We start from the raw sequence: 26,398 nt of genomic DNA, 5'->3' as shown, positions 1-26,398 counted from the left end.
TCAACTTCCCGCTGCTGGCGATCATGATCTGGACCGGCCTGCGGATCTACTGGGCCGAGGACGTCTACGCGTTCGGGATCGGCAGCTGGGAGTTCTTCGCCTTCTTCCCCGACGCCGTGTACGAGACGCTCGACCTCGAGCGCCGCCTCGCCCGCGGCATGGCGTTCCACTTCTCGTTCGGCTGGCTGTTCGTGATCAACGGGATCGCCTACGCCGTCTACCTGGCGCTGAGCGGCGAGTGGCGACACATCCTGCCCGATCGTCGATCGCTGCCCGAAGCCCGCGACGTCGTCCTCCACGACCTGCACATCAAGTCCGAGGCACCGCCGCAGGGCCGGTACAACGCCGCCCAGCGGATCTCGTACACGATCGTGCTGGCGATGGCCCTGATCGTCGTCGTCAGCGGGTTCGCGATCTACAAGCCGACGCAGTTGCATCCCCTGCCGCTGTTGTTCGGCGGGTACCAGGGTGCCCGCCTCGTCCACTTCGCGATGACGATCGGGATCGTCCTGTTCTTCCTCGTGCACATCCTGCAGGTGGCCAGGGCCGGGTGGGGCAACTTCCGGGCGATGGTGACCGGCTACGAGATCGAGCAGCCGGACCACCTCGACCGGCTCGCCGTCGCGGCCGCGGCCGAGGCCAACGCGACCGTCAGTGCCCGCACCGACGAGGCGGCCGGGGTCGACGAGGTCGCTGATGACGACACCGACGAACCCGGCGGCGACCAACGAGGAGGTGCATCGTGACCGAGCGCGACGGTACCGACGGCGACCCGTCGATCCAGATCGGGGACGACGCCGTGGCCGGCGACGCCGGCGAGAGCGACGCGCCGGGCGACGCATCCGGCCACCGGTCCACCCGCCGTGAGCTCGAGCTGCGAGCCCAAGCACGCAGCGGTGAGGCGATCCCGGTCGACGAGTTCAAGAAGCGGTCGCGACGTTCGTTCCTGACGGGTGCCGCCGGCGTCGTCGGTGCGGGTCTGTTCTGGCGTTGGGTGCAGAACCGGCCGGTGGACGACGGGATCCCGGACGTGATCCGCGATCAGCTCGAGCGGAACGAGGCGATCTGGTCGGCGCTGCCGGCGCGATCGGCCCCCGAGTTCGACATCGAGGACGCGTCGCCGATCCGCGTCAACGGTCGAATCGGCATCCGTGACGAGATCGATCTCGCAGCCTGGACGGTCCGCGTCGAGGGGCCGGACGGCGAGTTGCTCGACGAGCTCGACATCTCGACGTTCGAAGCACTCCCCCAGCGCGACCTCGTCATCGAGCACAAGTGCATCGAGGGCTGGTCGCACGTCACCCACTGGGGCGGTGCCAGGTTCAGCGACTTCCACGAGCGCTACGCCGATCGTGTCGGCGACGTCCCCTACGTCGGTCTCGAGACGCCCGACGGCGGCTACTACGTCGGCTGGGACATCGACTCGATCCTCCACCCCCAGACGCTCCTCGCGCTCCGAGAGCACGGCGAGCCGCTCGACCAGGCCCACGGTGCCCCGCTCCGCCTCGCGTCGCCGAACAAGTACGGCATCAAGACGCTCAAGCGGATCGGCGTCATCCGCTACACCCACGAACGGCCCGCCGACTACTGGGCCGAACGCAGCTACGACTGGTACGCAGGTCTGTGATCACGAGCTCATGAGCCGGTAGCCGATGCCTCGGACCGTCACGATGAGCTTGGGGTCGTCGGGGGTGTCTTCCACCTTCAGGCGCAGGCGGCGCACGTGAGCGTCGACGAGCCGCGAGTCGCCGAGGTACTCGTACCCCCACACGCGCTCGAGCAGCTGATCGCGCGACAGCACGGCGCCGGCGTGGTCGGCGAACTCACAGAGCAGTCGGTACTCGGTCTTCGTCAGGCTGATCTCCTGTCCGCCCTTCAGCACGATGCCCTGGTCGGCGCGCAACTCGACGTCGCCGAACCTGGCCGGCCTGGGCGTCGAGGACGCCTCGAGCAGGTGCACCCGTCGGAGCAGCGCCCGGATGCGCGCCGCCAGCTCCTTCGGTACCACCGGCTTGGTCACGTAGTCGTCGGCGCCGGCCTCGAGCCCCGCCACCATGTCGTGGGTGTCGGTCTGTGCCGTGATGATGATGATCGGCACGATGCTGGTCGCGCGCAGCGAGCGGCACACGTCGAACCCCGACATGTCGGGCAGACGCAGATCGAGCAGGACGAGATCGACGTCGTGCTCGGCGAATGCCGCCAGCCCGTCGGTCCCGGTGCCCGCCTCGTGGACCGTGTAGCCCTCGTCCTCCAACGCCAGTCGGAGCGCCAACCGGATCCCGTCGTCGTCCTCGATGAAGAGCAGCGTGTCCACGTCGGCACCAGTGTGGCATGGTTTCCGTCATCAGCAAGAACGTCGCTATCAGGGGTTTCGTCACGGAATCGGCCCGTTTGTTACAGAAATCGCACACTTCGGGCGTGATGTCGTCACAGACGACGGCCACCATGATGAGCGTTCACGCTGCCCCGGTGAGGTGCCTTCCTCCCCCTGGTGCCTCACCGGCAGCGGCGTTTCTCTCCCCGGCCCGCCCTCGTGGCGGGCCTCATCGCGTGCACCGGCCGGCTGCGGCTGCACCCGGTCTGCCGGTGTAACACTACGGATCATGGCCCGCCGGCGATCGCTGCGACTGAGCACCAGGGTAACCCTGTTCTTCGGCGCGCTCGCACTGCTCGGCGGCGTCGGCCTGACGGTCGCGACCTACTTCTTCGCCCGCAACTCGCTCCTCGACCAACACGAGACGAACGCCCGAGCGGACGCGATCCGCCACGCCGAGCAGCTCAACGACGCCCTGATCACCGATCCGGACGATGTGTCGCGGACGCTGTTCGAGCTCGACATCGAACCCGACGGCTTCGCCGTGTTGATGACCCAGCCGCGCCAACTCCAATCCCGCATCGGCTTCGACGAGGAGAACTTCCCGGCCGAGCTCCGCGAATCGGTCACACGCGGTCAATCGGGACAGCAGCAGTTCGTCGACGACGATGGCACGCCATATCTCGGCGTCGGCATCAGCCTCCAGGCGTTCGGCGTCGGCTACCTCGAGGCCTTCCCACTCGACACGACCGAGCGCACGCTCCAGGTGCTCGCCACGGCGCTGACCGTCGGTTCGATCCTGGCCACGATCGTGGCCGTCTTCTTCGGCTGGTCGACGAGCCGACGGCTGCTCAGGCCTCTCTCCCGCGTTGCGGATGCAGCCGGCGAGTTCGCGACCGGCAGCCTCGAGACCCGCCTCGACGACGAGAACGACCCCGACCTCAACCGCCTGGCCGGATCGTTCAACGAGATGGCCGACTCGGTCCAGCAACGAATCGAGCGCGAGCAGCGGTTCGCGTCCGACGTCAGCCACGAGCTGCGCTCGCCGATCACCGCGCTGACGGCGGCCGTGGAGGTCCTCGACGCCCGCCGGGAGGAGCTCCCCGATCGCGCCCAGCAGGCGCTCGACGTCGTCGTCGGGCAGGTACGGCGCTTCGACGACATGGTGATCGACCTGCTCGAGCTGTCGCGGCTCGAGGCGGGCTCGCAGGACCTGCACACCGAGCCCGCCGACCTCGTCGAGCTCTGCGATCGCGTGTCGCACCGCTACGGGCACGGCGACCTGCCGATCGAGGTGCATCGCCGCGCCCATCGACGGGCGATGGTCGATCGAGTCCGCTTCGAGCGCATCCTGGGCAACCTCCTCGACAACGCGACCCACCACGGCGGCGGCCCGACGCGCATCACCATCGAGCCGGGATCCGAGCGCCAGACCGTGCTGATCGCCGTCGAGGACAGCGGACCGGGCGTCGCCGCCGGCGAGCGGACCCGCATCTTCGAGCGGTTCGCGCGTGGCAGCGCCGCCCGCAACCGCATCGGGACCGGCCTCGGGCTCGCGCTGGTCGCCGAGCACGCAGCTGCCCTCGGCGGCACCGCGTGGGTCGAGGAGGCGCCCGGCGGGGGCGCCCGCTTCGTCGTGCAGCTGCCGACGGTGAGCGCATGAGTGTCCGGCGCGGATCATCCACGCGAGTCAGCGGGATGGTGGGCGCGTTGGCGATCGGCACGCTGGCGCTCACCGCCTGCGGTCTGCCCGCCGACGATCGGGTGACCACCTATCGCGACGAGGATCTCCCGCCGGCGCTCGCCAACACCACCACGACGAGCACGACGACCACCACCTCGCTGCCGCCACCGACGAGCCAGCCGTCGAACAGCAGCGACACCGGCACCACCGTCACGACGCTGCCGCCACCCGAGACCCGGACGACCGACATCTTCTACTCGGTCGGCGTCAGCGACGACATCCAGCGCACGACGCGGCCACTGTTCGTGCCGGTCACGCTCGCCGCGGTGCTGGCTCAGCTCACGTCGCCGCCAGCCGACCTCGTCGCCGGCAACCTGCGCAGCGATGTCCGCCCGGACCTGATCGCCGACGTCTCCCTCGAGGGCGGCATCGCCACCGTGGCGCTCGCTCAGGAGGCGCTCGACGTCATGTCCTCGAGCCGCGAGCGGCGTGCGATCGCTCAGATCGTCCTGACCCTGACATCGTTCGCGACGCCCGATGCGGGTGCGATCGGCCAGGTCGTCTTCACGATCGACGGCGACCCGATCACCGTGTTCCTGCCGGCCGAGGACGGGTTCAGCGAGCCCGGCGAACCGGTGGCGTTCGACGACTTCAGCGTGCTCGTCTCCGGAACCGTGTCGACGACCACCACGACCACCACGACGACCACGACCACCACGACGTCGACCACGGTGCCCGAGCCGCCGCCCACCAGCGCACCCTGATCGACGCCCCGGCGATGCCGACGCTCAGTAGCCGAGCCGCTCGACCCGGTCCGGCCGGCGCTGCCAGTCCTTGTCGACCTTGACGCGCAACTCGAGGTAGACGCCCTCGGGCATCTGCGCACGCGCCCGCTTGCCGACCTCCTTGAGGACGCTGCCGCCCTTGCCGATCACCATGCCCTTCTGGCTCTCCCGCTCGACGATCACGTCGACGCGGATCCTCGGCCACTCCCACTCGGTGACCCGCGTGGCGATCGAGTACGGGAGCTCGTCCCGAGTCACCGCCAGCAACTGCTCGCGGACCAACTCGGCGACGAACTGCTCCTCGGGCATGTCGCTGATCTCGTCGTCGGGGAAGTACTTCGGTCCCGCGGGCAGCCGCGACGCCAGGTGCTCGACCAGCGCAGCGATCCCCTCGCCGGTCTCGGCGGACACCGGGAAGTAGGCCTCGGCCCCGAGCTCGCCCGCGGCGCCGAGCATCGCGACCACCTGCGCCTTCGAGGCGATGTCGATCTTGTTGACGATGACGATCGCCGACGAGATCTCGAGCCGGTCGGCGACCCAGCGGTCTCCCTTGCCGAACGCCATCGTGGCGTCGAGCACGAGGCACTGCACGTCGACGTCCTCGGTGCTCTCGAGCGCGGTCGCGTTGACGCGTTCCCCGAGGGCCGAGACCGGTTTGTGCAGCCCGGGGGTGTCGACGAACACGAGTTGCGCGTCGGGTCGGGTCAGCACCCCCATGATGCGATGCCGCGTCGTCTGCGGCTTGTCCGAGACGATGCTGACCTTGCGACCGCAGATCGCGTTGACGAGCGACGACTTGCCGACGTTGGGTCGCCCGACCAGCGTCACGAACCCGGACCGGAACCCGTCGCCGGAGGTGTCAGACATGGGAATCGGACATCGGCATCAGACGTTGCTCCCGTGACCAGCCCAATAGGGCTGCCGCAGCTCGCGTTTGAGGACCTTGCCCGACCCGGTCTTCGGGAGCTCGTCCATCCAGCTGAGCGTCCGGGGCACCTTGTAGTGAGCGAGGTGCTCGCGGGCATGCGCGATGACCGCAGTGTCGTCGAGGTCCGACCCCGGTCGCTTGACCACGACCGCATGGACCGATTCGCCCCACTCCTCGCTCGGTACGCCGAACACCGCCGCTTCGTAGACGTCGGGGTGCTGTTCGAGCGCCGCTTCGATCTCGGCCGGGTAGATGTTCATCCCACCGGAGATGATCATGTCCTTCTTGCGGTCGCAGATGTAGAGGAAGCCCTCGTCGTCCCGGTAGGCGATGTCGCCGACGGTCTGGAACCCGTCGCGATGGTCCTCTTGGAACTTGTCGTGCTGCTTGTAGTAGTCGTTGAACACCGACGGCGATCGGACGTACAGCTCGCCGGTCGCCTCGGGACCGGTGCCGGTCACGATCGAGCCGTCGACGTCATAGAGCCGGATCTCGACCATCGGCGCCTCCTTGCCGCACGAACCCGGCTTGCGCATCTGGTCCTCGGGCCGCAGGATCGTGTTGACGCCCAGCTCGGTCGACCCGTAGATCTCGAACAACGACTCGGGTGGAAAGGTGGCCACGTACCGCTGCTTCAGCGCGAAGCTCCAGGGTGCGGCGTTCGCGATCATCACCCGCATCGAGGAGCGGTCGTACCGCTCGACGACCTCGCCGGGCAGGTTGCAGATCATGCGGATCGGCGTCGGCGCGGCGAACGTCGACGTGCACCGATACGTCTCGACGAGCCGCAACCAGTCCTCGGGGTCGAACTTGTACTGGAGGACGATCGTCTGGCCCATCGCGAGCGCGATGGCCATGAAGCCACCCGGACCCGAGTGGTACAGCGGACCCGTCGTCAGGTAGACGTCGTCGGGCCGGTAGCCGATGAAGCCGAGCATCGCGACCGACTGCTCGGAGTTGGTGATCCGCCGTCGATACGCGCCCTTCGGCTTGCCGGTCGTACCCGACGTGTAGATCATCGTCGCCGAACCCGGCTCGTCGTCCTCGTCGGGCGGCACGACAGGGTCACCCTCGGCGGCCTCGATCAACGGGTCGACCGTGACCATGTCCGGCGGTGCCGGCCCGTCGAACACCAGCACCGTCTCGACCTGCGGCACGTCGGCCCGGATCCGTTCGAACAGGGATGCGTAGGCGTGATCGACGTAGACGATCTTCGCGTCGGAGTGATCGGTGACGTAGGCGGCCTCCTCGTCGGAGAGCCGGTAGTTCAGCGGGACCGCAGTGGCACCCACCTTGCGGGCCGCGTTGACCGCCTCGATCGCGCCGACCGAGTTCTGACCGCACCAGACGAGCTTGTCGCCCGGCCGCAGCCCGTGTGCCATGAGCACGTGCGCCAGCTGGTTCGATCGCCGCTCGAGCTCGGCATACGTGCGGGTGCGTACCGAACCGTCGCCGCGGTCGTCGATCACGGCCATCTTGTCTGGCTGGTTCGCCGCGTGGGCGGTGAGCAGATCGGTCATGGGCCGTATTCGTATCATCCCGACCGCAGGTGACATGCTGGCGGACATGTCCGCACGCACCATCAACGGCGCCGACGAGATGAAGGCCCTCGTCGGCGAACATCTCGGATACAGCCCGTACGTCGACATCACCCAGGAGCAGGTCAACCTGTTCGCGGAGGCGACCGGCGACCACCAGTGGATCCACGTCGACGTCGAGAAGGCGAAGGCGGGACCGTTCGGCGGCCCGATCGCCCATGGCTACCTCACGCTGTCGCTCGGTCCGGCGCTGTACCCCCAGGTCGTCTCGATCACCGGCTTCTCGATGGGCGTCAACTACGGCGCCAACAAGATCCGGTTCCCTGCGCCCGTCATGGTCGGCTCGAAGCTCCGGCTGGGCGTCAAGCTGCTCGCTGTCGACGACATCCCCGGCGGCGTCCAATCGACGATGGAGTTCACCTTCGAGTGCGAGGGCGCCGCCAAGCCGAGCTGCGTCGCCGAGGTCGTGTATCGAAGCTACGAGTGACCGACGTCCGTCTCGGTGCCCGGGTAGTCCGAACACCAGGGCACGAACCCGGCGGGTCGAGCACTGCCGATCGGGCAGACTGACCGGGTGTCCGACGTCGACCGCGAGCCCTTCGACCGCCTCGTCGCCGACACGGCCGCAGAGCAGCACTGCCCCACGGTCTCGTGGGGGATCGTCGCCGGCGGCCGGCTCGAGCTGACCGGGTCGGTCGGCGACGTGTCGGCCGGGACGGTGTACCGGATCGCCTCGATGACGAAGTCGTTCTCGGCGGCGGCGACGCTGGCCCTGCGCGACGACGGGCAGCTCCGACTCGACGATCCGATCGGTGTCCATGCCCCGGAGCTGACGTCCTTCCGGTCCCCCACCGCCGACGCACCACCGATCACGATCCGCGATCTGCTGGCGATGACGAGCGGCCTCGTCACCGATGACCCGTGGGCCGACCGGCATCTCGACCTGCCTGCGGCGGACTTCGACGCGGTCGTCGCCGACGGTGGGGTGTTCGCCCGGCCGACGGGTACCAGCTACGAGTACTCGAACTTCGGGTTCGCCCTGTTGGGCCGGGTCGTCGAGCGGGCCACCGGTCGCACCGTGCAGGACCACGTGTCCGAGCGGCTGCTGGCACCGCTGCAACTGGGAAGGACGACCTGGGTGCAGCCCGACCACGAGGACTGGACGCGCCCGATGCGTTGGCTCGACGACGGCTTCGTCGACGAGCTCCCGCCTCTCGGCGACGGCATGATCGCGCCGATGGGTGGGCTGTGGACCACGGTCGCCGACCTCGCCCGTTGGGTGTCGTGGCTCGACGACGCGTTCCCCGCCCGCGACGCCGACGATGCCGGCCCGCTCAGCCGGGCGTCCCGTCGCGAGATGCAGTCGCCGCAGTCCTACGTCGGGCTCCGGACCCTGCGCGGTGTCCGGCACCCGACGAGCTACGGCTACGGCCTGCGGATCATGCACGAGCAGGATCTGGGCACGGTGATCGCCCACTCCGGCGGCATCCCCGGCTACGGGTCGAGCATGCGCTGGGTCTCGGGAAGCGGCGTGGGGGCCATCGCGCTCGCCAACTCGACCTACGCCCCGATGACCGAGCTGGCCGCACGGTTGCTCGACGAAGCGGCACGCCAGGGCCTGCTCACGCGCCGGCCCGCCGACGTGGCACCTCCGCTCGCGGCTGCTGCCCGGCGACTGGTCGAGCAACTCAACGCGTGGACCGACGAGCGCGCCGACCAGCTGTTCGCCGACAACGTCGCAGCCGACGACTCCTACGAGCGCCGCCGAGCGGAGGCCGCCGCGCACACGCCCCTGACGATCGTGAACGTCGAAGCGGTCAACGACGCCCGCGGCACGATCGTGTGCACGTCGTCGAGTGGCGACCGGGTCCGCATCTCGCTGTCGCTGGCACCACACCGCGCGGACCGGATCCAGGCGTACACGATCGACCACACCGCGCGCGGCGGCTCGTGACACTCGGTCAGCTCAGCATCGCCCGCACGTCGCCCAGGCTCTCGATCGTCTCGAGGTCGACGTCGGGCGCGATCCCCATCGTGCGAGCCACGATCTGGTCGACGCCGATCTCGGCGAACGGGGCCAGCTGCTCGGCCGCCTCGGCCGGCGTGCCGACGACGAGCTGGTCGACGGACATGCCGCGATAGCCGGCGTCGACCGCCCGCTCGGCGTGTCGGCGGGCCGCGTCACCGTCGGCGAGCACCAGCACGTCGCGGCGCACGACGACGCGTGCAGTCGAGCCGTGCTCGTCGCATGCCGATCGGTACTCGGCGGCCAGATGCGCCGTCTCGTCGGCGTTCGGTCCCGGTGAGCTATACCACGCTGCGCCCCATCGGGCGGCACGCCGCAGCCCGTCGGGGTGACCGGTCCCCATCCACCACTCGACCGGCTGATGCGGCACGAGCGCGATCGAGACGTCGTCGAACCCGAACAGCTCGCTCGACACCGACTCCCCCGCCAGCAGCCCCCGGACCACCCGCACGCCCTCCTGGAAGACGGCGACGCGCCGATCGAGTCGTGCCCCGAGCGCCGCGAACTGGCTGGGCCCGCCCCCGATGCCCGTCTGCACGATGAACGGCCCGTCGTGGAACGCAGCCAGTGTGCCGATCTGTTCGGCGGCGAGGACGGGCGGCCACATCGGCAGCAGGAACAGGCAGCCCGCCGGGCGGCCGGGCCACTCGGCGAGCGCACGTGCCAGCGTCGGGGTGTTCTGCAGATAGTTGACGGCCGAGACGATGTGGTTGTCGCCGACCGACATCGAATCCAGCCCGGATCGGTGGGCGGCGCGGACCCGGGCAACCAGATGCCGGCCGGCCTCGGCAGCCGGCAACGTGGTCGCCGATGCGAGCGAGATCCCGAGCTCCATCGTGCGAACCTACCCCGGGCGCGAAACCCCCATCCCACCGACCGACCGACCCGCACCGAGCAGGCGGGGCGAGCGCCGAACCGCAGACGACGAGTCCGCTGCGCCGCGGAGGCGGACGAGCCCCGAAGCGCAGACGCACCGCGCCGAAGTGCAGGCCGCGAAGTCGGCAGGTGACGCCGATTCCGCTTCCCGCAGCTCGGGAGGGCGGCCGCTACATCAGCAGCGCCACGTGCGCAGCCCGGACATTCAGTACAGCTGCTCGACGAACGTCTGGTCGCCGACCGGTGGGCGGATGTACGGCTCTGAGAGCCGGGCCGGGATCTCGACCGGGTCGGGCACGATGTCGCGGTAGGGGACCATCTTCAGGATGTGGCTCATGCAGTTCAGCCGCGCCCGCTTCTTGTCGTCGGACGGCACGACGTACCACGGCGCCTGCTTGATGTCGGTGTACTGGAACGTCGTGTCCTTCGCCATCGAGTAGCGGACGTACAGACGGTGCTCCTCGAGGTCCATGTCGGACAGCTTCCACCGCTTGAGGGGTTCCTCGTTGCGGGCGGCGAAGCGCCGCTCCTGTTCCTCGTAGCTCACCGAGAACCAGTACTTGAGGATGATGATCCCCGACCGCACCAGCATGCGCTCGAACTCGGGGCAGCTGCGGAGGAACTCCTGGTGCTGGTCCTCGGTGCAGAACCCCATGACCCACTCGACGTTCGAGCGGTTGTACCAGCTGCGATCGAACAGCACGATCTCGCCGCCTGCCGGCAGCAGCGGCACGTACCGCTGGAAGTACCATTGCGACTGCTCGCGCTCGGTCGGCTTCGGCAGCGCCTCGGTCCGCACGATCCGCGGGCTGGTGCGCTCGCTGATGCGCTTGATCACACCGCCCTTGCCCGCCGAGCCGCGCCCTTCGAAGATGATCAGCACGCGCAACTGCTCCTGCTGCACCCAGTACTGGAGCTTGACCAACTCCTCCTGGAGTCGAGCCAGCTCGGCCTCGTAGTACTTCTTCTTGAGCCTGCCGTCCTTCGTGTAGTGCTCGTCCCCCGCAGGTTGCGAGTACGAGTGCAGGTTGCCGGTGCCGTCGTAGCCGTCGTGGGCCTCGAGGTTGTCGAGGTCGTCCATGTGGGTGCGCTCCTTCGTGTCGACTCCGACGGTAGCAACGCCCGACCACCCGTGGCCCGGGCCGGAAGTCCTCACCGCGCTCACGGCGTGCTCTTACCCGGCGCTGGGAGGGTCGGGCGATGAACGACCGGGAGACGTTCGCATGGCTGCATCGGCGCGCCGGCTTCGGCATCCACCCGGCGGCGTTGCAGGCCATCGCCGACGCCGGATCGGCCGATCCGGTCGCCGACCACGTCGGGCCGGGCCCCGACGGGGACGCGCCGCTGTCCGACCCGTGGGACGGGCTCGCGCTCGACCCCGAGCGGGACGGGCGTCGCGAGGCGGTGGTCGGCTGGCTCAGGCACCTGGTCGCGACCGAGCGGCCCTATGAGGACCGGCGCACGTGGCTCCTCCACGGTTGGCTCGTCTCGTCGCTGGGCAAGGTGCTGCTGCCCGAGCTGATGGTCGACCAGATCCGCCTGCTGGCGGCGCAGGGCGGCGGCAGCTACCCCGACCTGCTGCGGGCGATCACCATCGACCGAGCGATGCTCGTCTACCTCGACGGGCGAACGTCGACCGGCTCGGCGCCCAACGAGAACTACGGTCGCGAACTGCTCGAGCTCTTCGCGCTCGGCGTCGGCAACTACACCGAGGCCGACGTGCTGGCGGCGGCACGGGCGCTGACCGGCTGGGTCGTCGCACCTGCGCTGGCCCGTGCTCGGTTCGTCCCGCGCCGCCACGACGATTCGCCGCAGCGGTTGCTGGGCGTCGACGGCGTCCACGACGTCGACACGGTCATCGACGCCGTCGTCGGCCATCCGGCCCACGCGACGTTCGTGGCGAGACGCCTCGTAGCGGAGTTCCTCGGCGACCCCGACGACGAATCGCTCGCCGGCGTGGCGAGCGAACTGGCCGACGGCTACGTGGACGCCGACATGCATCTCGACCCCGTCATCGCAACCGCCCTGCGGATGGGTCTCGACGGGCGAGCCCGACCGCTGGTGCTCGCACCGATCCCCTGGTTCGTCGGCGCGCTGCGTGTGACCGGTGCGCCGCCGGAACGGGTGATCGCCCGAGCCCGCGACCACGTCCGCGAGATCGGCCAGCTGCCGATGCTCCCGCCCGACGTGGCCGGCTGGCCGACCGGCGAGGCGTGGTTCACCGCGAGCTCGTTGATCGCCCGGACCAACGTCGCCGCCGCGATCGCCGAGCACACGGCGGACGACGAACCGCTCCGTATCGCCGTCGATCAGTCGGATTGGGATCTCGCCGCGCAGCACCTGGGCGTGAGCGAGCCGTTCGGGGCATCGACGCGAGCCGCCCTCGCGGCGACGGCGGGCACCACCAACCGGCTCACGCTCGCCCTCGTGAGCCCGGAGAACCTGCTGACATGATCACGATCTCGCGCCGACGGTTCCTGGCGCTCGGTGGTGGCCTGCTCGCCGCCGGGTGCACGCAGCGCCCGTCGATCGGCGGCGCTCCTCCGACGACGGTCGCCGGCCCCACCGAGTCGACGGCGCCGTCGACAGCCTCCCCCACGCCGCCCACGAGGTCGCCGACGGTCGTGACCACGGTGACCGCCCCAGCCGAGTTGGTGCCCGACGATCGCGTGCTGGTGATGGTCGAGCTGGCGGGCGGCAACGACGCCGTGAACACGCTGCCGCCCCTCGACGGACGCTACCGCGACCTTCGCCCGACCCTGGCGCTGCCCGAGGACGAGATCATCGCCACGGCGAGCCTCGAGGGGCACGGACTGCACCCGTCACTGGCCCCGCTGCTGCCGCTCTTCGACGCCGGCCGCATCGCCACGGTCGCCGGCATCGGGTTCGACGATCCGGACCGATCGCACTTCGTGTCGACCGATCGCTGGGTCAAGGCGGACCGGATGGACGAGTCGACGGGATGGCTCGGCCGCTGGCTCGACACGCTCCCCGACGCCCCCTCGGCGCTCGGCGCGACGGCGCTCGGGAGCGGAGGTCAGATGCTGCGCGGCGCCGCCCGGCAGGGCACCGTCATCGATGCGATCGACGCGTTCGCCTTCCCGAGCGACCTGCCGCACCGAGCGATCCGGGCGCTGACCGAACCGGTGAACGATGAACGGTTGGCCGCCGCGGCCCAGGCCGCCTTCGCCTCGTCGCTGGGCGCCGTCGAGGAGTTCGACGCCATCGCCGACGCCGTCCGAGCCGAGATCCCTGCGACGACCGCGGATCCGTACGGCACCCGCGGCGGCTATTCGACCGGCCTCGCCGTGGCCGCGCAGCTGATCCTCGGCGATGTCGGAGCCCGGGCGATCACCGTGACCCACGGCAACTTCGACACCCACAGCGACCAGCTCGGGACGCACGCCGATCTGCTGAGCGACCTCGCCACCGGGCTCGCCGCCTTCTGGGCGACACTCGACGCCGCCGGAGCGAGCGACCGCGTCCTGCTCGTGACCCACAGCGAGTTCGGCCGCCGGGTGCGCGAGAACGCGAGCAACGGCTGCGATCACGGCGCCGCCGGCGTCAGCTTCGTCATGGGCGACGCGATTCGACCCGGACTGCACGGGTCGATCGACACGAGCGATCTGCTCGACGGCGATCTCCGCCCGCAGTTCGATCCACGGACGGTGCTCACCGCCGGGCTCGACTGGCTGGGCGGCGACGCCGAGGCCGTCCTCGGCGGGCGCAACGACGAGCTCGCGCTCCTCGTCTGACCGAATGGGCGCCGCCCCCGTCGGCGTCCGGCGTCAGAGCGGCAGGTTGCCGGTCGCGACCTTGGTCGTGCCGTGATCCTTGTACGCGGCGATCGTGCGCTGCGCGATGCGCATCTGGTGGATCTCGTCGGCGCCGTCTGCGAATCGCGCCCAACGCGCCTGCTGCAACATGTGGGCGAGCGGCGTATCGGTCGAGTACCCGAGCGCGCCGTGCACCTGGATCGCCCGATCGATGATCCGCCACAGGCTGTTCGCGACGAAGTGCTTCGCCATCGACACGACCGCCGTGAACTCCATGCCCTGCTCGATCTGGTACGCCGCGTGGAGCACCATCAGCTTGCACTGGTACAGCTCGACGGCCGAGTCGCTGATGAGCCACTGGATGCCCTGCTTCTCGGCCAGCAACGAGCCGTGGCTGTAGCGGTCGAGCGCACGGTCGACCATCATGTCGAGCGCGATCTCGGCCTGGCCGATCCAGCGCATGCAGTGCGCGAGTCGTGCCGGCCCCAACCGGTACTGACCGAGCAGGTGGCCCTGGCCCCTGCCGCCGAGCATGTTCTCGGCCGGCACCCGCAGGTCCTCGATCAGGATCTCGCAGTGGTTGTGGCCGCCCGACATCGTCTCGACGTCGCGCACGATGTTCCAGCCCTCCGACGGCATGTCGACGATGAAGCAGGAGTTCGCGGCCTGAGGGATCTCGGGGTCCTCCTCGGTCCGCGCGACGAGCAGTGCGAACTTCGCGCCCCGGGCACCCGAGATGAACCACTTGTGGCCGTTGACGACCCATTCGTCGCCGTCCCGGTACGCGAACGTCTTGATCAGCGTGGGGTCCGACCCGGCGACCTCGGGTTCGGTCATGGCGAAGCACGAGCGCGCCGTGCCCTCGCAGAGCGGCTTGAGGTACTTCTCCTTCTGCGCGTCGGTGCCCCAATGCAGCAGGGTGTGCTGGTTGCCCTCGTCGGGTGCCTGGGCGTTGATGACGAACGGGCCGATCGGCACCTTCGACGCCTCGGCCGAGACGGCGGCCATCGCCGTGGGGCCGAGGCCCATGCCACCCCACTCGGGTGGCATGTGCGGCAGCCAGAGCCCCCACTCGCCGTTCGCCTCCTTGCGGAGCTCGACGATGGTCTTCACGACCTCGGACCGGTCGTCCTGATCGGTCGCATCCCACGCCGGGCGAACACGACTCTCCATGAAGTCACGCACCTTGAGGCGCACCTCGTCGACCTCGGGAGCGAAGCTGAAATCGATCATCCGTCGAGTCTGACGGTCGACAGGTGGGCACGGCGAACCAGGCAGCCGTAGCCTCACCAGGGATGACAGGAACCGAGACCGGCTCGTCGTGGGACCGCGACACGCTGCCCGAGGGCGCCGAGAAGCGCGAGGCGGTGCGCGAGATGTTCGACGCGATCGCGCCGCGCTACGACCTCGTCAACCGTGTGATGACGTTCCGGCTCGACGTGCGGTGGCGGCGCAAGACGGTGCGCGATCTCCACTTGCCAGAGGGGTCGCTCGTGCTCGACCTCGCAGCCGGCACCGGCGACCTGTGCATCGACCTCCGCGAGGCCGGACTGACGCCGGTCTCGATGGACCTCAGCTACGGCATGCTCGCCGCGGACCGGTCCGGTGCGCCCCGGGTGCAGGCCGACATCCTGCGCCTGCCGGTCCCCGACGCAGCGGTCGACGGCGTGACGTGCGGGTTCGCGCTCAGGAACCTGCTCGAGCTACCGGCCTTCTTCGCCGAGCTGGCCCGTGTCGTGCGCCCCGGCGGGCGCATCGCACTGCTCGACGTCGGCGTGCCGACGAACCCGGCGATCCGGTTCGGCAACGACATCTACTTCGGCAAGGTCGTGCCGCGGATCGGGGCACTGCTCTCGGACGGCGCGGCCTACCGGTACCTGCCCAAGAGCGTCGCGTACCTGCCCGAGCCGCCCGAGATGCTCGACATGCTCCGGGCCGCCGGCTTCGCCAACGCTTCGCACCACCTGCTGTCGGGCGGACTGACCCAGCAGCTGCTCGCCACCCGGAGCTGACCATGCGGGCCGTCACCGTGCCCCTCGACACCGACCTCGACCTCAACGACATCGCTCGCGCCGACGGCTACCTGTTCGTGCGCGAAGGGGTCGGGTTCGCCGGTCGCGGCGTCGCGGCGAGGGTGCCGGTCGACGACGCGGTCGGCTTCCTCGCGGCGATCGACCACGACGATCGCACGGGAGGCGCCACGGGGCCGATCGCGATCGGCGCACTGCCGTTCCTACCGGGTGCTCCGGCCGACCTGATCGTCCCCGCTGCCGTGGTGGGCAAGTCGGCCGCCGGCCACCGCTGGATCACGACGATCGATGACGCCGACGAGTCGCTGCTCCCGGCCACCGAGCCCGAACCCACCGCCTCGAACTGGTCGATCCGCCCGGGCGTCGACGTCGAGCACTACCTCGCGGCGGTCGCCAGCGCGCGCGACGCGGTCCGCGGCGGCCGCATGGACAAGGCGGTCATCGCCCGACCGATCCAGGTCGAGGCCGATCGGCCGATCGACGTGCACGCCGTGCTCCGTCGCCTCAAGGCGACGTTCGGATCGAGCTACCGGTTCTCGGTCGACGGCTTCATCGGCGCGTCGCCCGAGCTCCTGGTCGGGGTCGACGGCGACATCGTCAGCGCCCACCCGCTGGCCGGCACCACGCGCACCACTGGCGACCCGAAGCTCGACGCAGCGCTGGCGGCCGAGCTGCAGGCCAGCGCCAAGAACCAGATCGAGCACCGCGTGGCGATCGAGATGGTGCGCGACACGCTGCTCCCCTACTGCAGCTATCTCGACTGGGCGCCCGAGCCCTCGATCGTCAAGGTGGCCAACGTCCAGCACCTCGGATCGCAGGCCGAGGGCATGCTCTCGAAGCCCACCGCCACGGTCGTCGAGCTGGTGCGAGCCCTGCAGCCGACGCCGGCGGTCGGCGGCTACCCGCGGAGCGCGGCGATCGAGCTGATCACCGAGGTCGAGGGGTTCGAGCGCGGCGTCTACGGCGGCGCGGTCGGTTGGTGCGACGGGTCGGGCAACGGTCAGTGGGCGGTGTCGCTGCGCTGCGCCGAGCTCTCCGACGACCGTCGCTCGGCGCGGCTGGTCGCGGGAGGCGGCATCGTGGCCGACAGCGACCCGCATGCCGAACTGGCCGAGACCCAGGCGAAGTTCCAGGCGATGCTGAGCGCGATCGTGCGACCCTGAGGCGCTCGCTCGTCATGACGCATCGATGATCGTCGACGGGTCGCAGTTGGACCCGCAGACCGCGACCACGACTCGCTCGTCGGACCCCGGTCGATAGGCACCTGAGCGCAGCGCGGCGAACGCGGCAGCGCCTCCGGGTTCGACGACGAGCCGGAACTCGGCCCAGAGCTCGCGTTGGGCCGCGCGGATGTCGTCGTCGGTCACGACCACCGCCTCGTCGACGAACCGCTGGACGATCGCCCACGGCACCGCGCCGAGCCGCTTGGCGCCGAGCGAATCGGCGGCGACGCCGCTGACATCGACGTCGACGGGCTCACCCGCCATGCGCGCGGCGCGCAGGCACTGCGACGTCTCGGGCTCGGCGCTCACGACGCGGACCCGGTCGCCGAACCATGCCGCCTGACCGGCGACGAAGCCGCCACCACCGGCCGCGACGACAATGGTGTCGATCGCAGCGACCTGCTGATCGAGCTCTCGGGCCATCGTGCCCTGCCCGGCGACGGTCGCCGGATGATCGTACGGATGGATCTGCAGCGCTCCGGTCTCGCGCTGGCGTGCATCTGCTGCGGCCTGCGCGTCGTCGTAGTAGCCGTCGACGACGTACGCCGTCGCACCGAAGCGCTCGATGTTGCGACGTTTGACGTCGGGCGACGTCGACGGTACGAAGATCTCGGTCGCCACGCCGAGCCGACCGCCGACGTACGACAGCGCGGCACCGTGATTGCCACCGCTGGCGGCGATCAATCCGGCATCGGGGATCGACGGCTCACCGAGCACCCGGTTGAAGGCGCCCCGCGTCTTGAACGAGCCGGCGTGCTGGAGGAGCTCGAGCTTGAGCACCAGAGGGCCATGCTCGATCGTCGGCGTTCGCCGCACGTACGGGGCGATCAGCCCGGCGGCGCGCTCGACGTCGTCGGGCGTCACGACACCACCGGCCATCATACCGGGTCCCCATGCGGCAGCCGGTTCGGGACCTCGTGCTGTCGGGCCGACACCAGATCGACGAGGAGCCGCTGCGCGCCGGCTTCCGGCCCCGCCCCCGGTCGAGCGGCGGCGACCACGACCAGGGCGTCGTCGCGATCGAGGCCCAGCCGCAGGAGGACGCAGACCGCGGTCGTTCCGGCGCGGCCGATCCCGGCGCCGCAGTGCACCACGAGCTCGCGACCAGCACGAAGCGCGTCGACCAAGCGATCGACGAACGGCAGCATCCGGTCGATCGGCGGCGCGTGCAGATCGTGGATGGGAAACCACAGCGCCCGCTCACCATCCGGCGCGTGCCGGTCGAGCCACGCCACGTACGCGGGATACCGTTCGGCGAGCTCGTGGCGCTCGCAGAGGCAGACGACGGTCGCCTGCGACATTGCCGGTTCGGCCCACTGCCCTGCGCCGATTGCGTGCTTGCCGCACAACCACAGCCGGCCCGGCAGCTCGGCCGGGAGGCGGATCGGATCGACCCCGCCGTCGCGCTGCCGCTGGGTCAGCCACTCAGTCGCCACGGGCAGGTTCTAGCAGCCCGCTCGGTCGTCGACGACGCCGCGTGCCGTCAGCGCAGGACGGCGCCGACGGCCCGATGCAACTCGTCGTGCAGCCGGACGTTGGCGTCCCGGTCGGTGACCACGCGGGTCACGCTCGGGCCGGGCGTGGTGACGGCGTCGACGAGGTCGACGGCCGCGTCGACGGTCCGGCCGGGCACACCGTGCGCGCCGGCGATCCGCTCGATCTCGGTGCCGTGCGGGGTGCCGAACAGCTGCTCGAACCGCTGGCGCCCGAGCGACGTCGCCTGTGGGAGGAACGAGAAGATGCCCCCACCGTCGTTGTCGACGACGACGATGCGGAGGTCGGCGGACCGCGTCGTGAGCGCGGTGAGTGCGTTGCTGTCGTGCACGAACGCGATGTCACCGACCAGCGCCACCGTCGGACGGCCGGCGAGTGCCCGACCGAGCGCGGTCGACACGACGCCGTCGATGCCGTTGGCGCCCCGATTGGCATGGGCACGCGCAGCGGCGCCGCCGAACCACTCGAGGTCGCGGACGGGCATCGACGACGCGACCACGAGCTCGGCGTCGTCGGCCAGGTGCCCCGCCACCAGCCGCGCCACCGCCGGTTCGCTCAGCGGACCACCCGACAGGGCCTCCTCCAGGGCGGCTTCGGCCCGGTCGTTGGCGTGGCGCCACCGCGCCATCCAGGGCGTGTCGATCGCGCCCGACAGCGGGGCGAGATCATCCAACGTGCAGAACGCGGCGACGTTGCGGTCGGGATCGACCACACCCGGTCCGCCGACCTGGAGCACCGGAGCGCCCGACGCGACCGTCCACTGCGAGAGCACCTTCGAGGCTGGTGCGCGCCCCACGCGGATGACCACCTCGGGGGCGTGGGCCCGCGCGAAGTCGTCGTGGCGCAGCAACGAGTCGAAGGCCGTGACGGAGTTCGCTGCGCCCCGGAGCCCCGACGACGGGTCCGCGAGCACCGGCCAGCCGAGCCGCCCGGCCAGCCGCTCGACCTCGGCGGGATCGACACCCGACCGCCCGCCGGCCACGATGACGCCGCGCTGACGATCGAGGTCGCCGGTGACGGGTCCCGACGTGGCGCGGCCGACGGGGATCGGGAGCGGCGGCCCGATCGGCTCGGGCAGCTCGCCGGCGACTCCGAGCAGCGGCTCGCGGAACGGCAGGTTGAGGTGGACCGGCCCGGTGCGGGCCGTCGAGAACACGCGCTGCGCGAGCGGTCGCCACGACGACGGGTCGGCGTCGTCGGGGGGTTCTGCGTCGTGGAACCAGCGAACCGAGCGGCCGTACAGCTCGATCTGATCGATCGTCTGCGGGGCGCCGATGCCGCGGAGCTCGGGCGGACGGTCTGCCGTGGCGACGATCACCGGTACGTCCGAGAGCCCGGCCTCGACGACCGCCGGGGAGAAGTTGGCCGCCGCCGTGCCACTCGTGCACAACAGCACGGCCGGCACCCCGCCGAGCCCCAACCCGATCGCGACGAAGCCCGCGACCCGCTCGTCGTGGACCACGTGACAGGCGATCTCGGCGCGGGACGCGAGTGCGATCGCCATCGGTGTGCTTCGTGACCCAGGGGCGACGACTGCGTGGGTGACCCCGCAGCGGATCCACTCGTCGACGAGCGTGGCGCAGGCGGTGGCGTTGGCGTCTCCCACCCGGGCCGGTGCTGCGGTCATGCGGTCCGACGATACGGCGCCTAACGTCGTCCACCATGACTGCGCTGCGCGTCGAGATCTGGTCCGACGTCGTGTGCCCCTGGTGCTACATCGGCAAGCGCCGGTTCGAACGTGCGGTCGAGGCACTCGACGGCGAGGTCGCGCTCGACGTCGTGTACCGGCCGTACCAGCTCGACCCGACCGCGTCGCCCGGCAGGACGCAGCCGGTCTTCGAAGCGTACGCCCGCAAGTTCGGCGGTCCCGACCAGGCCCAGATGGTCATCGACCGCGTCACCGAGGCAGCGGCCGGCGACGGGCTCGCCTTCCGCATGGATCGTGCCCTCCGGGCCAACACACTGCTCGCCCACCGGCTGCTCTGGCTCGCCGAGCAGCCCGACTCGCCGGTACCGCAGGACCGGCTGAAGGAGCGCCTGCTGCAGGCCTACTTCGTCGACGGCCTCGACATCGGTGATCCCGACGCGCTCGCCGACTGCGCGGCCGAGGTCGGTTTCCGGCGCGACGAGATCAGATCGTTCCTCGACGGCGAGCGCGGCCGCGCCGAGGTCGCGGCGTTCCTCGAGGAGGCCGCCGATGCAGGCATCAGCGCCGTGCCGACGTTCGTGATCAACCGGCGATGGGCGATCCCCGGCGCTCAGGATCCCGAGACGTTCGTCAACGTCATCCGGCGCCTCAGCGAGAAGGCGACGCTCGAATCGGCCGCCGCCACCACATCGGCTGGGGCCGGTGCCGACGATGCGCCAGGGGACTGACGTCGGGCGGCTCGTCTTCCTCCACGGGTTCACGCAGACCCACCGCCACTGGCACCGCTGTGCCTTCTCGATCGCACGGCGACTCGACCATCCAGACGTGGTGTTCGTCGACCTGCCGGGCCACGGGCTCAGCACCGACGATGCTCGCGGCATCGGCGAGGCCGCCGAGGCGATGACCGACCTGGCGGGCACGGGCACCTACGTCGGCTACTCCATGGGTGGGCGCTACGCACTCCACGCCGCGCTGACCGGCGACGCGCGCGTCGAACGGCTCGTGCTCCTCGGAGCGACCCCGGGGATCGACGCCGACGGCGAGCGCGCCACGCGCCGCACCGCGGACGAGGACCGCGCCCGCCGGATCGGCGAGATCGGCGTCGAGCGCTTCGTCGACGAGTGGCTCGCTGCGCCGCTGTTCTCCACATTGCCCCCGGAACGCGCCGGGCGACGGGAACGGCTGCGCAACACGGCGGCGGGCCTGGCCCACAGCCTGAGGTCGGCCGGCACCGGCGTCCAGGCGTCGCTCTGGGGGCGGCTGGGCGAGGTCGGCATCCCCGCGCTGGTGCTCGCCGGCGAGCTCGACGGCAAGTTCACCGAGATCGGGACCCGCATGGCGGACGCACTCCCGAACGCCGACTTCGCAGTCGTTGCGGGCGCCGGCCACGCCGCGCACGCCGAGCAACCGGACCGGACGGCGGCGATCGTCGCCGACTGGATCCTGCACCAGGCGCAGGACGCTGCGAGGTAGCTCAGCCGATCGAGAGACCGACCGCCAGCAACAGGCCGTACACCAGCTGGAGCCTGCCGGTCTCACCGAGCACGGGTATCAGATCGGCGCCCACCGCTCCGCTGCGGACTCGCCGCACCGGTGACAACGCGAGCACGAGCGATCCGGCGCCGAGCGCCGCCCACGGCCGGTCGAATGCAGCGAGCCCGGCACAGGCGACGGCGCCAGCGACGAGGCCGGTGTAGAACCAGCGCGTCCGCCCGTCCCCCAACCGCACGGCCAGGGTGCGCTTGCCGACCTCGCGATCGGTCGGGATGTCTCGCAGGTTGTTGATCACGAGCAGCGCGCACGCCAGGAAGCCGACGCCGGTCGCTGCGATCCAGGTGACCGCCGGCACGTCGACGATCGCGACGTACGTCGTCCCGACCGTGGCGACGAGCCCGAAGAAGACGAACACGAAGAGCTCGCCGAGGCCGAGGTATCCGTACGGCTTGGGTCCGCCGGTGTATCCCCACGCAGCGACGATCGCTAGGGCGCCGACGAGCAGCAGCCACCACGACGTCGCGATCGCGAGCACCAGGCCGGCGACGGCCGCTGCGAGGAACGTCGCCAGTGCGGCACGCTTGACCGCCGCCGGCGACGCACGCCCACCGGCCACCAAGCGGAGCGGGCCGACGCGGACGTCGTCGGTGCCCCTGACGCCGTCGCTGTAGTCGTTGGCGTAGTTGACGCCCACCTGCAGCAGCAACGAGACGAGCAGGGCGAGCGCCACCCGCCACCACGTCACGCCACCGAGCGAGACACCGGAGACCCCGACGGCGCACCCGGCACCGACGGCGACCGGCACGACGGCGGCCGGCAGGGTCCGCGGGCGAGCGCCCGCCAGCCAGTCGCGCCACGAGGGCGACGGGCCATCGGTCGCGACGGATGTGCCCGGGTGGTCGGGTTGGGGGTCGCTCGACATGCGTGCGCCATGATGGGGCCATGAGCGAACTCTGGCAACTGGGGGCCCTGGAACTGGCGGCGAAGATCCGTTCGGGCGAGGTGTCCTGCCGGGCCGTCATGGAGGCACATCTCGCTCGCACCGACGACGTGAACCCGCACCTCAACGCGGTGGTGCGGCGCCTCGACGACGAGGCGCTCGCGGCAGCCGACGCGGCCGACGCTGCGCTCGCGCACGACGAAGCGGTCGGGCCGCTGCACGGCGTGCCGTGCACGGTGAAGGAGAACATCGACGTGGCGGGGACGCCGACGACGCAGGGCATCCCAGCGCTGGCAGAAGCCGTGGCACCGGTCGACGCGCCGACCGTCCAACGGATGCGGGCCGCCGGTGCGATCCCGTTCGCGCGCACCAACCTGCCCGACCTGGGCCTGCGGGTCCACACCCGCTCGACGCTCCACGGCCTGACCCGGAACCCGTGGCACCCCGGTGTGACGGCAGGTGGGTCCAGCGGCGGCGAGGCATCGGCCATCGCCGCCGGCATCAGCCCGATCGGTCTCGGCAACGACATCGGCGGGTCACTGCGCAACCCGGCCCACTGCTGCGGCATCGCATCGATCAAGCCCACGGTCGGGGTCGTGCCCATGGCGACCGTCGTCCCGCCGGAGGATCTGATGCTGGCGGCCCAGCAGATGCTGTGCGAGGGCCCGATGGCCCGGCTCGTCGCCGACGTCCGCGCCGGATTCGAAGCCGTAGCCGGATGGAGCGAGCGCGACCCGCGCTCGGTGCCGGCTCGCCTGACCGACCTCGAGCGTGACGAGCGGATCACCGTCGCCGTGATGGCCGACCCGCCCGGCGGCGAGACGCACCCCGAGATCGCGGCCGCCGTCAAGCACGCCGCCGATCACCTGGCCGACCAGGGCCATCACGTGGTCGAGGCCGCGCCGCCCGACTTCGAGGAGACGTCGATGCTCTGGGCGATGCTGTTGATCGCGGACATCAACGCACAGCGCCCGCTGCTCGACCTGGTCATGTCGGAGGAGGCGAGGGGCATCATCGATGCCCTCATCGCGCAGTACCCCGAGCCGACGATGCAGTCGTCGTGCGACCTCCAGGCCGCCCGCTTCAAGCTGATGCGCGACTGGTCGTCGTTCTTCGTCGAGCACCCGATCCTGTTGTCACCGACCTGGGCGTTCCCGGCGTTCGAGCACGATGCCGACACCAACGACGACGACGTCCGCACGATCCTCGGCGACACGCTCCGCCCCGTGCTGCCGGGCAACGTGCTGGGCATCCCCGGCGTCGTCGTCCCGTGCGGCATGGCCGCCGGGCTCCCCGTCGGGGTACAGGTCATCGGCGACAAGTACACCGACCTGCGCTGCCTGACGATCGCCGAGCAGATCCAGCAGGCCGAGGGCGTCCACACACCGATCGACCCCGTCACGGCCTGATCGTTGCTCGTCGCACTCGACCTGCCGGGCGGCGACCGCTTCGTCGACGAGCTGCGACGCGCGTGGGATGCCGGCGATGCCGTGCTCCCCGTCGATCAGCGTCTCCCCCGAGTCGTCAAGCGGCAACTCCTCAGCCGGCTCGGCGCCGGTGCGATCGTCGAGACGTCGGGTGGTCGTCGGTCGCTGTCCGAGGGTCGGCCGACCGAGCCCGGCGACGCACTGGTGGTCGCCACCAGCGGTTCGACCGGGGAACCGAAGGGTGTCGTGCTCACCCACGACGCGGTACGGGCTTCCGCCGAGGCCACGTCGCGCCGCCTCGGCGTCCGCGACGACGACCATTGGCTGGCGTGCCTGCCGATGGCGCACGTCGGTGGGCTCTCGGTCGTCACGCGTGCGCTGCACACCGGTACACGGCTGACGGTGCACCCAGGGTTCGACGCGGCGGCCGTCGAAGGGTCCGGCGCGTCGCTGGTCTCGCTGGTGCCGACCGCGCTGCGCCGCATCGACGCGACCTTGTTCCGGACGATCGTGCTCGGCGGCTCGCCGCCGCCGGCCGATCGACCTGCCAACACGGTGACGACCTACGGCATGACCGAGTCGGGAAGCGGTGTGGTCTACGACCGCCTGCCGCTCGAGGGGGTCGACGTCCGCGTCCTCGACACCGAGATCCACCTACGGTGCCCGATGCTGCTCCGCTGCTACCGGGACGGCACCGATCCGAAAACCTCGGACGGCTGGTTCCCGACCGGTGACCTCGGCGCGCTCGACGACGACGGCCTCCTGACCGTGCACGGGCGCCGCGGCGACCTCATCATCACCGGCGGCGAGAACGTGTGGCCCGACCCGGTCGAAGCACTCCTGCGAGACCACCCCGCTGTCGGCGACGCGGCCGTCGTGGGCGTTGCCGACGACGAGTGGGGCGAGGTGGTGACGGCGCTCATCGTCCCCTCCGAGTCGGAGGTCCCCCTTGCCGAACTGCGCGACTTCGTCAAGGAGCGGGCGCCCGCCCACTGGGCGCCGCGCCGAGTCGTCCTGGTCCGCGAGCTGCCGCGGACGCCCCTCGGCAAGCTCATCCGTCAACAGCTGCCGGCACTGGCCCGGTAACGTCGGCGCCGTGACCGCCCGCACGAACGTCATCTCGCTCGGGCCGGGCGGGCGATGACCGCCGTCGCGGCGCCGGTCGAGCGACCAGCCCTCCCTGGCGCCTACTGGCGGCAATGGTCGGCGAGCGCGATCAGCAACCTCGGCGACGGCATCAACTTCGCGGCGATGCCGCTGCTCGCCCTGACACTCACACGCGACGAGCGCCTCCTCGCGCTGACGGCGTTCGCCACGTTCCTTCCCTGGGTCCTCATCGCCCTGCCGGTCGGGGTCGTCGTCGACCGGCTCGACCGGCAATCGCTCATGGTCGCCGCGAACCTCGTCCGCGTCGGCTTGTTCGCCGTGATCGCCGTCGGCGCCGTGAACGGCTGGCTCACGATCTGGCTGCTGTTCGGGTTGCTCGTCGTCGTCGGGATGTGCGAGGTCGTGTTCGACAGCACGGCGCAGGCCTTCCTCCCGATGCTGGTCGCGTCACCGCAGCTCGCTCGCGCCAACGGCCTGCTGTTCGCTGCCGAGATCGTCGCCGGGAGCATCCTCGGGCTGTCGATCGGCGCCCTGCTCTTCGATGCCGCCGTCGGTCTCCCGTTCTCGGTCAACGCAGCCTCGTTCGCGATCGCTGCGACGTTGATCGTGACGATCCGCACCACGCAGGTGCCCCCGGTCACGCTCGACACGCCGCTCGACACCCGCCTCCGCGCCGGCATGCGCTGGCTGCTCGACCACCCGCTGCTGAGGACGCTGGCGGCGATGTTCACGGTGACCAACCTCGGGCTGATGTTCGGGCAGGGGATCTTCGTCAAGTACGCGATCGACGAGCTCGGCCTCGACAGCCTCGGTTTCGGCCTGCTCCTCGCGATCACCGCCATGGGTGGGGCCTCGGGCGGACTGCTCGGCCATCGCGTGATCATCGCGATCGGTCTCCGGCTCTCGGTCGTGGCCCCCTACCTGGTGTTCGGCGCGGCGCAGCTCGTGATCGGTCTGGCCCCGCCGGCCTGGATGGTCGGGGCCGCGGGCTTCGCGCTCGGCATGGCGATCACGATCTGGAACGTCGTCACGATCACCGTTCGCCAGCAGCTGATCCCGCCCGACCGGTTCGGGCGCGTGAACAGCGTCTACCGATGGCTCGGCGCCG

At 70.6% G+C, this 26,398-nt stretch carries 25 protein-coding genes; 15 read left to right on the top strand and 10 right to left on the bottom strand.

Going from position 1 to position 26,398, the window contains the following annotated elements:
- Nucleotides 1-746, top strand: a 746-nt coding sequence (locus QNJ12_RS17330) for a cytochrome b/b6 domain-containing protein (RefSeq protein WP_300624470.1), incomplete at its 5' end; no start/stop codon positions are given.
- Complete coding sequence (locus QNJ12_RS17325) at nt 743-1,627, top strand: molybdopterin-dependent oxidoreductase (RefSeq protein ID WP_300624468.1); 885 nt, start codon at nt 743-745, stop codon at nt 1,625-1,627. The genes QNJ12_RS17330 and QNJ12_RS17325, both read left to right, overlap by 4 nt.
- Here the strand turns inward: QNJ12_RS17325 and QNJ12_RS17320 are convergent, their stop codons facing one another.
- A complete protein-coding gene (locus QNJ12_RS17320; RefSeq protein ID WP_300624466.1) occupies nt 1,628-2,314 on the bottom strand; it encodes a response regulator transcription factor in 687 nt (228 codons plus the stop codon).
- Nucleotides 2,315-2,603: 289 nt separating this feature from the next.
- On the opposite strand from QNJ12_RS17320, the gene QNJ12_RS17315 reads away from it, so the two are divergent.
- Entirely contained in the window at nt 2,604-3,977 is a 1,374-nt protein-coding gene (locus tag QNJ12_RS17315) for a HAMP domain-containing sensor histidine kinase (RefSeq protein WP_300624465.1), read from the top strand.
- Entirely contained in the window at nt 3,974-4,762 is a 789-nt protein-coding gene (locus QNJ12_RS17310) for a GerMN domain-containing protein (RefSeq protein ID WP_300624463.1), read from the top strand. The genes QNJ12_RS17315 and QNJ12_RS17310 overlap by 4 nt, the downstream gene beginning before the upstream one ends.
- A gap of 24 nt (nt 4,763-4,786) precedes the next feature.
- Here the strand turns inward: QNJ12_RS17310 and era are convergent, their stop codons facing one another.
- Together era and QNJ12_RS17300 are read right to left on the bottom strand one after the other, a co-directional pair.
- The gene (gene era / locus QNJ12_RS17305; protein ID WP_300624461.1) at nt 4,787-5,650 is read right to left on the bottom strand and encodes a GTPase Era; all 864 of its coding nucleotides are present in this window, start codon (nt 5,648-5,650) and stop codon (nt 4,787-4,789) included.
- A gap of 18 nt (nt 5,651-5,668) precedes the next feature.
- Complete coding sequence (locus QNJ12_RS17300; protein ID WP_300624459.1) at nt 5,669-7,231, bottom strand: class I adenylate-forming enzyme family protein; 1,563 nt, start codon at nt 7,229-7,231, stop codon at nt 5,669-5,671.
- Nucleotides 7,232-7,277: 46 nt separating this feature from the next.
- Between QNJ12_RS17300 and QNJ12_RS17295 the strand changes: the two genes are divergently transcribed.
- Both QNJ12_RS17295 and QNJ12_RS17290 read left to right on the top strand, forming a co-directional pair.
- The gene (locus QNJ12_RS17295) at nt 7,278-7,736 is read left to right on the top strand and encodes a MaoC family dehydratase (RefSeq protein ID WP_300624457.1); all 459 of its coding nucleotides are present in this window, start codon (nt 7,278-7,280) and stop codon (nt 7,734-7,736) included.
- Nucleotides 7,737-7,823: 87 nt separating this feature from the next.
- Nucleotides 7,824-9,203, top strand: coding sequence for a serine hydrolase (locus tag QNJ12_RS17290; RefSeq protein WP_300624455.1), 1,380 nt, complete (start codon nt 7,824-7,826; stop codon nt 9,201-9,203).
- A 7-nt stretch (nt 9,204-9,210) separates the two neighbouring features.
- Here QNJ12_RS17290 and QNJ12_RS17285 read toward each other — a convergent pair whose 3' ends face one another.
- Both QNJ12_RS17285 and ppk2 read right to left on the bottom strand, forming a co-directional pair.
- Nucleotides 9,211-10,110 carry an LLM class flavin-dependent oxidoreductase gene (locus QNJ12_RS17285; RefSeq protein WP_300624453.1) on the bottom strand — a complete coding sequence of 300 codons (900 nt, stop codon included), beginning with the start codon at nt 10,108-10,110 and terminating at the stop codon, nt 9,211-9,213.
- 246 nt (nt 10,111-10,356) lie between these two features.
- Complete coding sequence (gene ppk2, locus QNJ12_RS17280; protein WP_300624452.1) at nt 10,357-11,232, bottom strand: polyphosphate kinase 2; 876 nt, start codon at nt 11,230-11,232, stop codon at nt 10,357-10,359.
- 119 nt (nt 11,233-11,351) lie between these two features.
- On the opposite strand from ppk2, the gene QNJ12_RS17275 reads away from it, so the two are divergent.
- Together QNJ12_RS17275 and QNJ12_RS17270 are read left to right on the top strand one after the other, a co-directional pair.
- Nucleotides 11,352-12,605, top strand: a complete 1,254-nt coding sequence (locus tag QNJ12_RS17275) for a DUF1800 family protein (RefSeq protein WP_300624451.1) — start codon at nt 11,352-11,354, stop codon at nt 12,603-12,605.
- A complete protein-coding gene (locus tag QNJ12_RS17270) occupies nt 12,602-13,906 on the top strand; it encodes a DUF1501 domain-containing protein (protein WP_300624450.1) in 1,305 nt (434 codons plus the stop codon). Before QNJ12_RS17275 ends, QNJ12_RS17270 begins: the two co-directional genes overlap by 4 nt.
- 33 nt (nt 13,907-13,939) lie before the next feature.
- Here the strand turns inward: QNJ12_RS17270 and QNJ12_RS17265 are convergent, their stop codons facing one another.
- Entirely contained in the window at nt 13,940-15,160 is a 1,221-nt protein-coding gene (locus tag QNJ12_RS17265) for an acyl-CoA dehydrogenase family protein (RefSeq protein WP_300624449.1), read from the bottom strand.
- Between the two features lie 62 nt (nt 15,161-15,222).
- On the opposite strand from QNJ12_RS17265, the gene QNJ12_RS17260 reads away from it, so the two are divergent.
- Nucleotides 15,223-15,939: a ubiquinone/menaquinone biosynthesis methyltransferase gene (locus QNJ12_RS17260; protein WP_300624447.1), complete on the top strand. Its 717-nt coding sequence runs from the start codon at nt 15,223-15,225 to the stop codon at nt 15,937-15,939.
- A gap of 2 nt (nt 15,940-15,941) precedes the next feature.
- Nucleotides 15,942-17,120 (top strand): isochorismate synthase MenF, encoded by a 1,179-nt coding sequence (locus tag QNJ12_RS17255; RefSeq protein WP_300624446.1) that lies wholly within the window; start codon nt 15,942-15,944, stop codon nt 17,118-17,120.
- 12 nt (nt 17,121-17,132) lie between these two features.
- Here the strand turns inward: QNJ12_RS17255 and QNJ12_RS17250 are convergent, their stop codons facing one another.
- The 3 genes from QNJ12_RS17250 to menD are packed head-to-tail and all read right to left on the bottom strand — an operon-like array spanning nt 17,133 to nt 20,301.
- Complete coding sequence (locus tag QNJ12_RS17250; protein ID WP_300624445.1) at nt 17,133-18,044, bottom strand: threonine/serine dehydratase; 912 nt, start codon at nt 18,042-18,044, stop codon at nt 17,133-17,135.
- 14 nt (nt 18,045-18,058) lie between these two features.
- Nucleotides 18,059-18,616, bottom strand: coding sequence for a hypothetical protein (locus tag QNJ12_RS17245; RefSeq protein ID WP_300624443.1), 558 nt, complete (start codon nt 18,614-18,616; stop codon nt 18,059-18,061).
- 47 nt (nt 18,617-18,663) lie between these two features.
- Nucleotides 18,664-20,301, bottom strand: coding sequence for a 2-succinyl-5-enolpyruvyl-6-hydroxy-3-cyclohexene-1-carboxylic-acid synthase (gene menD / locus QNJ12_RS17240; protein WP_300624442.1), 1,638 nt, complete (start codon nt 20,299-20,301; stop codon nt 18,664-18,666).
- Between the two features lie 35 nt (nt 20,302-20,336).
- Here menD and QNJ12_RS17235 point away from each other — a divergent pair, with 35 nt between their 5' ends.
- Nucleotides 20,337-21,050 (top strand): DsbA family oxidoreductase, encoded by a 714-nt coding sequence (locus tag QNJ12_RS17235; protein ID WP_300624441.1) that lies wholly within the window; start codon nt 20,337-20,339, stop codon nt 21,048-21,050.
- On the top strand, nt 21,034-21,795 hold the full coding sequence (locus QNJ12_RS17230; protein ID WP_300624439.1) for an alpha/beta fold hydrolase: 762 nt from the start codon (nt 21,034-21,036) through the stop codon (nt 21,793-21,795). Before QNJ12_RS17235 ends, QNJ12_RS17230 begins: the two co-directional genes overlap by 17 nt.
- 1 nt (nt 21,796) lies before the next feature.
- On the opposite strand, the gene QNJ12_RS17225 is transcribed toward QNJ12_RS17230, so the two are convergent.
- On the bottom strand, nt 21,797-22,738 hold the full coding sequence (locus tag QNJ12_RS17225; protein WP_300624438.1) for a 1,4-dihydroxy-2-naphthoate polyprenyltransferase: 942 nt from the start codon (nt 22,736-22,738) through the stop codon (nt 21,797-21,799).
- A 20-nt stretch (nt 22,739-22,758) separates the two neighbouring features.
- Here QNJ12_RS17225 and QNJ12_RS17220 point away from each other — a divergent pair, with 20 nt between their 5' ends.
- From QNJ12_RS17220 to QNJ12_RS17210, 3 genes are all read left to right on the top strand, one after another.
- The gene (locus QNJ12_RS17220) at nt 22,759-24,165 is read left to right on the top strand and encodes an amidase (RefSeq protein WP_300624436.1); all 1,407 of its coding nucleotides are present in this window, start codon (nt 22,759-22,761) and stop codon (nt 24,163-24,165) included.
- 3 nt (nt 24,166-24,168) lie between these two features.
- Nucleotides 24,169-25,269: a class I adenylate-forming enzyme family protein gene (locus QNJ12_RS17215; RefSeq protein WP_300624434.1), complete on the top strand. Its 1,101-nt coding sequence runs from the start codon at nt 24,169-24,171 to the stop codon at nt 25,267-25,269.
- Between the two features lie 54 nt (nt 25,270-25,323).
- On the top strand, nt 25,324-26,398 hold a 1,075-nt coding region (locus QNJ12_RS17210), incomplete at its 3' end, for an MFS transporter (RefSeq protein WP_300624432.1).

This window comes from Ilumatobacter sp. (assembly GCF_030065885.1).
Classification (GTDB): domain Bacteria; phylum Actinomycetota; class Acidimicrobiia; order Acidimicrobiales; family Ilumatobacteraceae; genus Ilumatobacter.
This window is presented reverse-complemented; position numbering and strand designations above follow the sequence as displayed.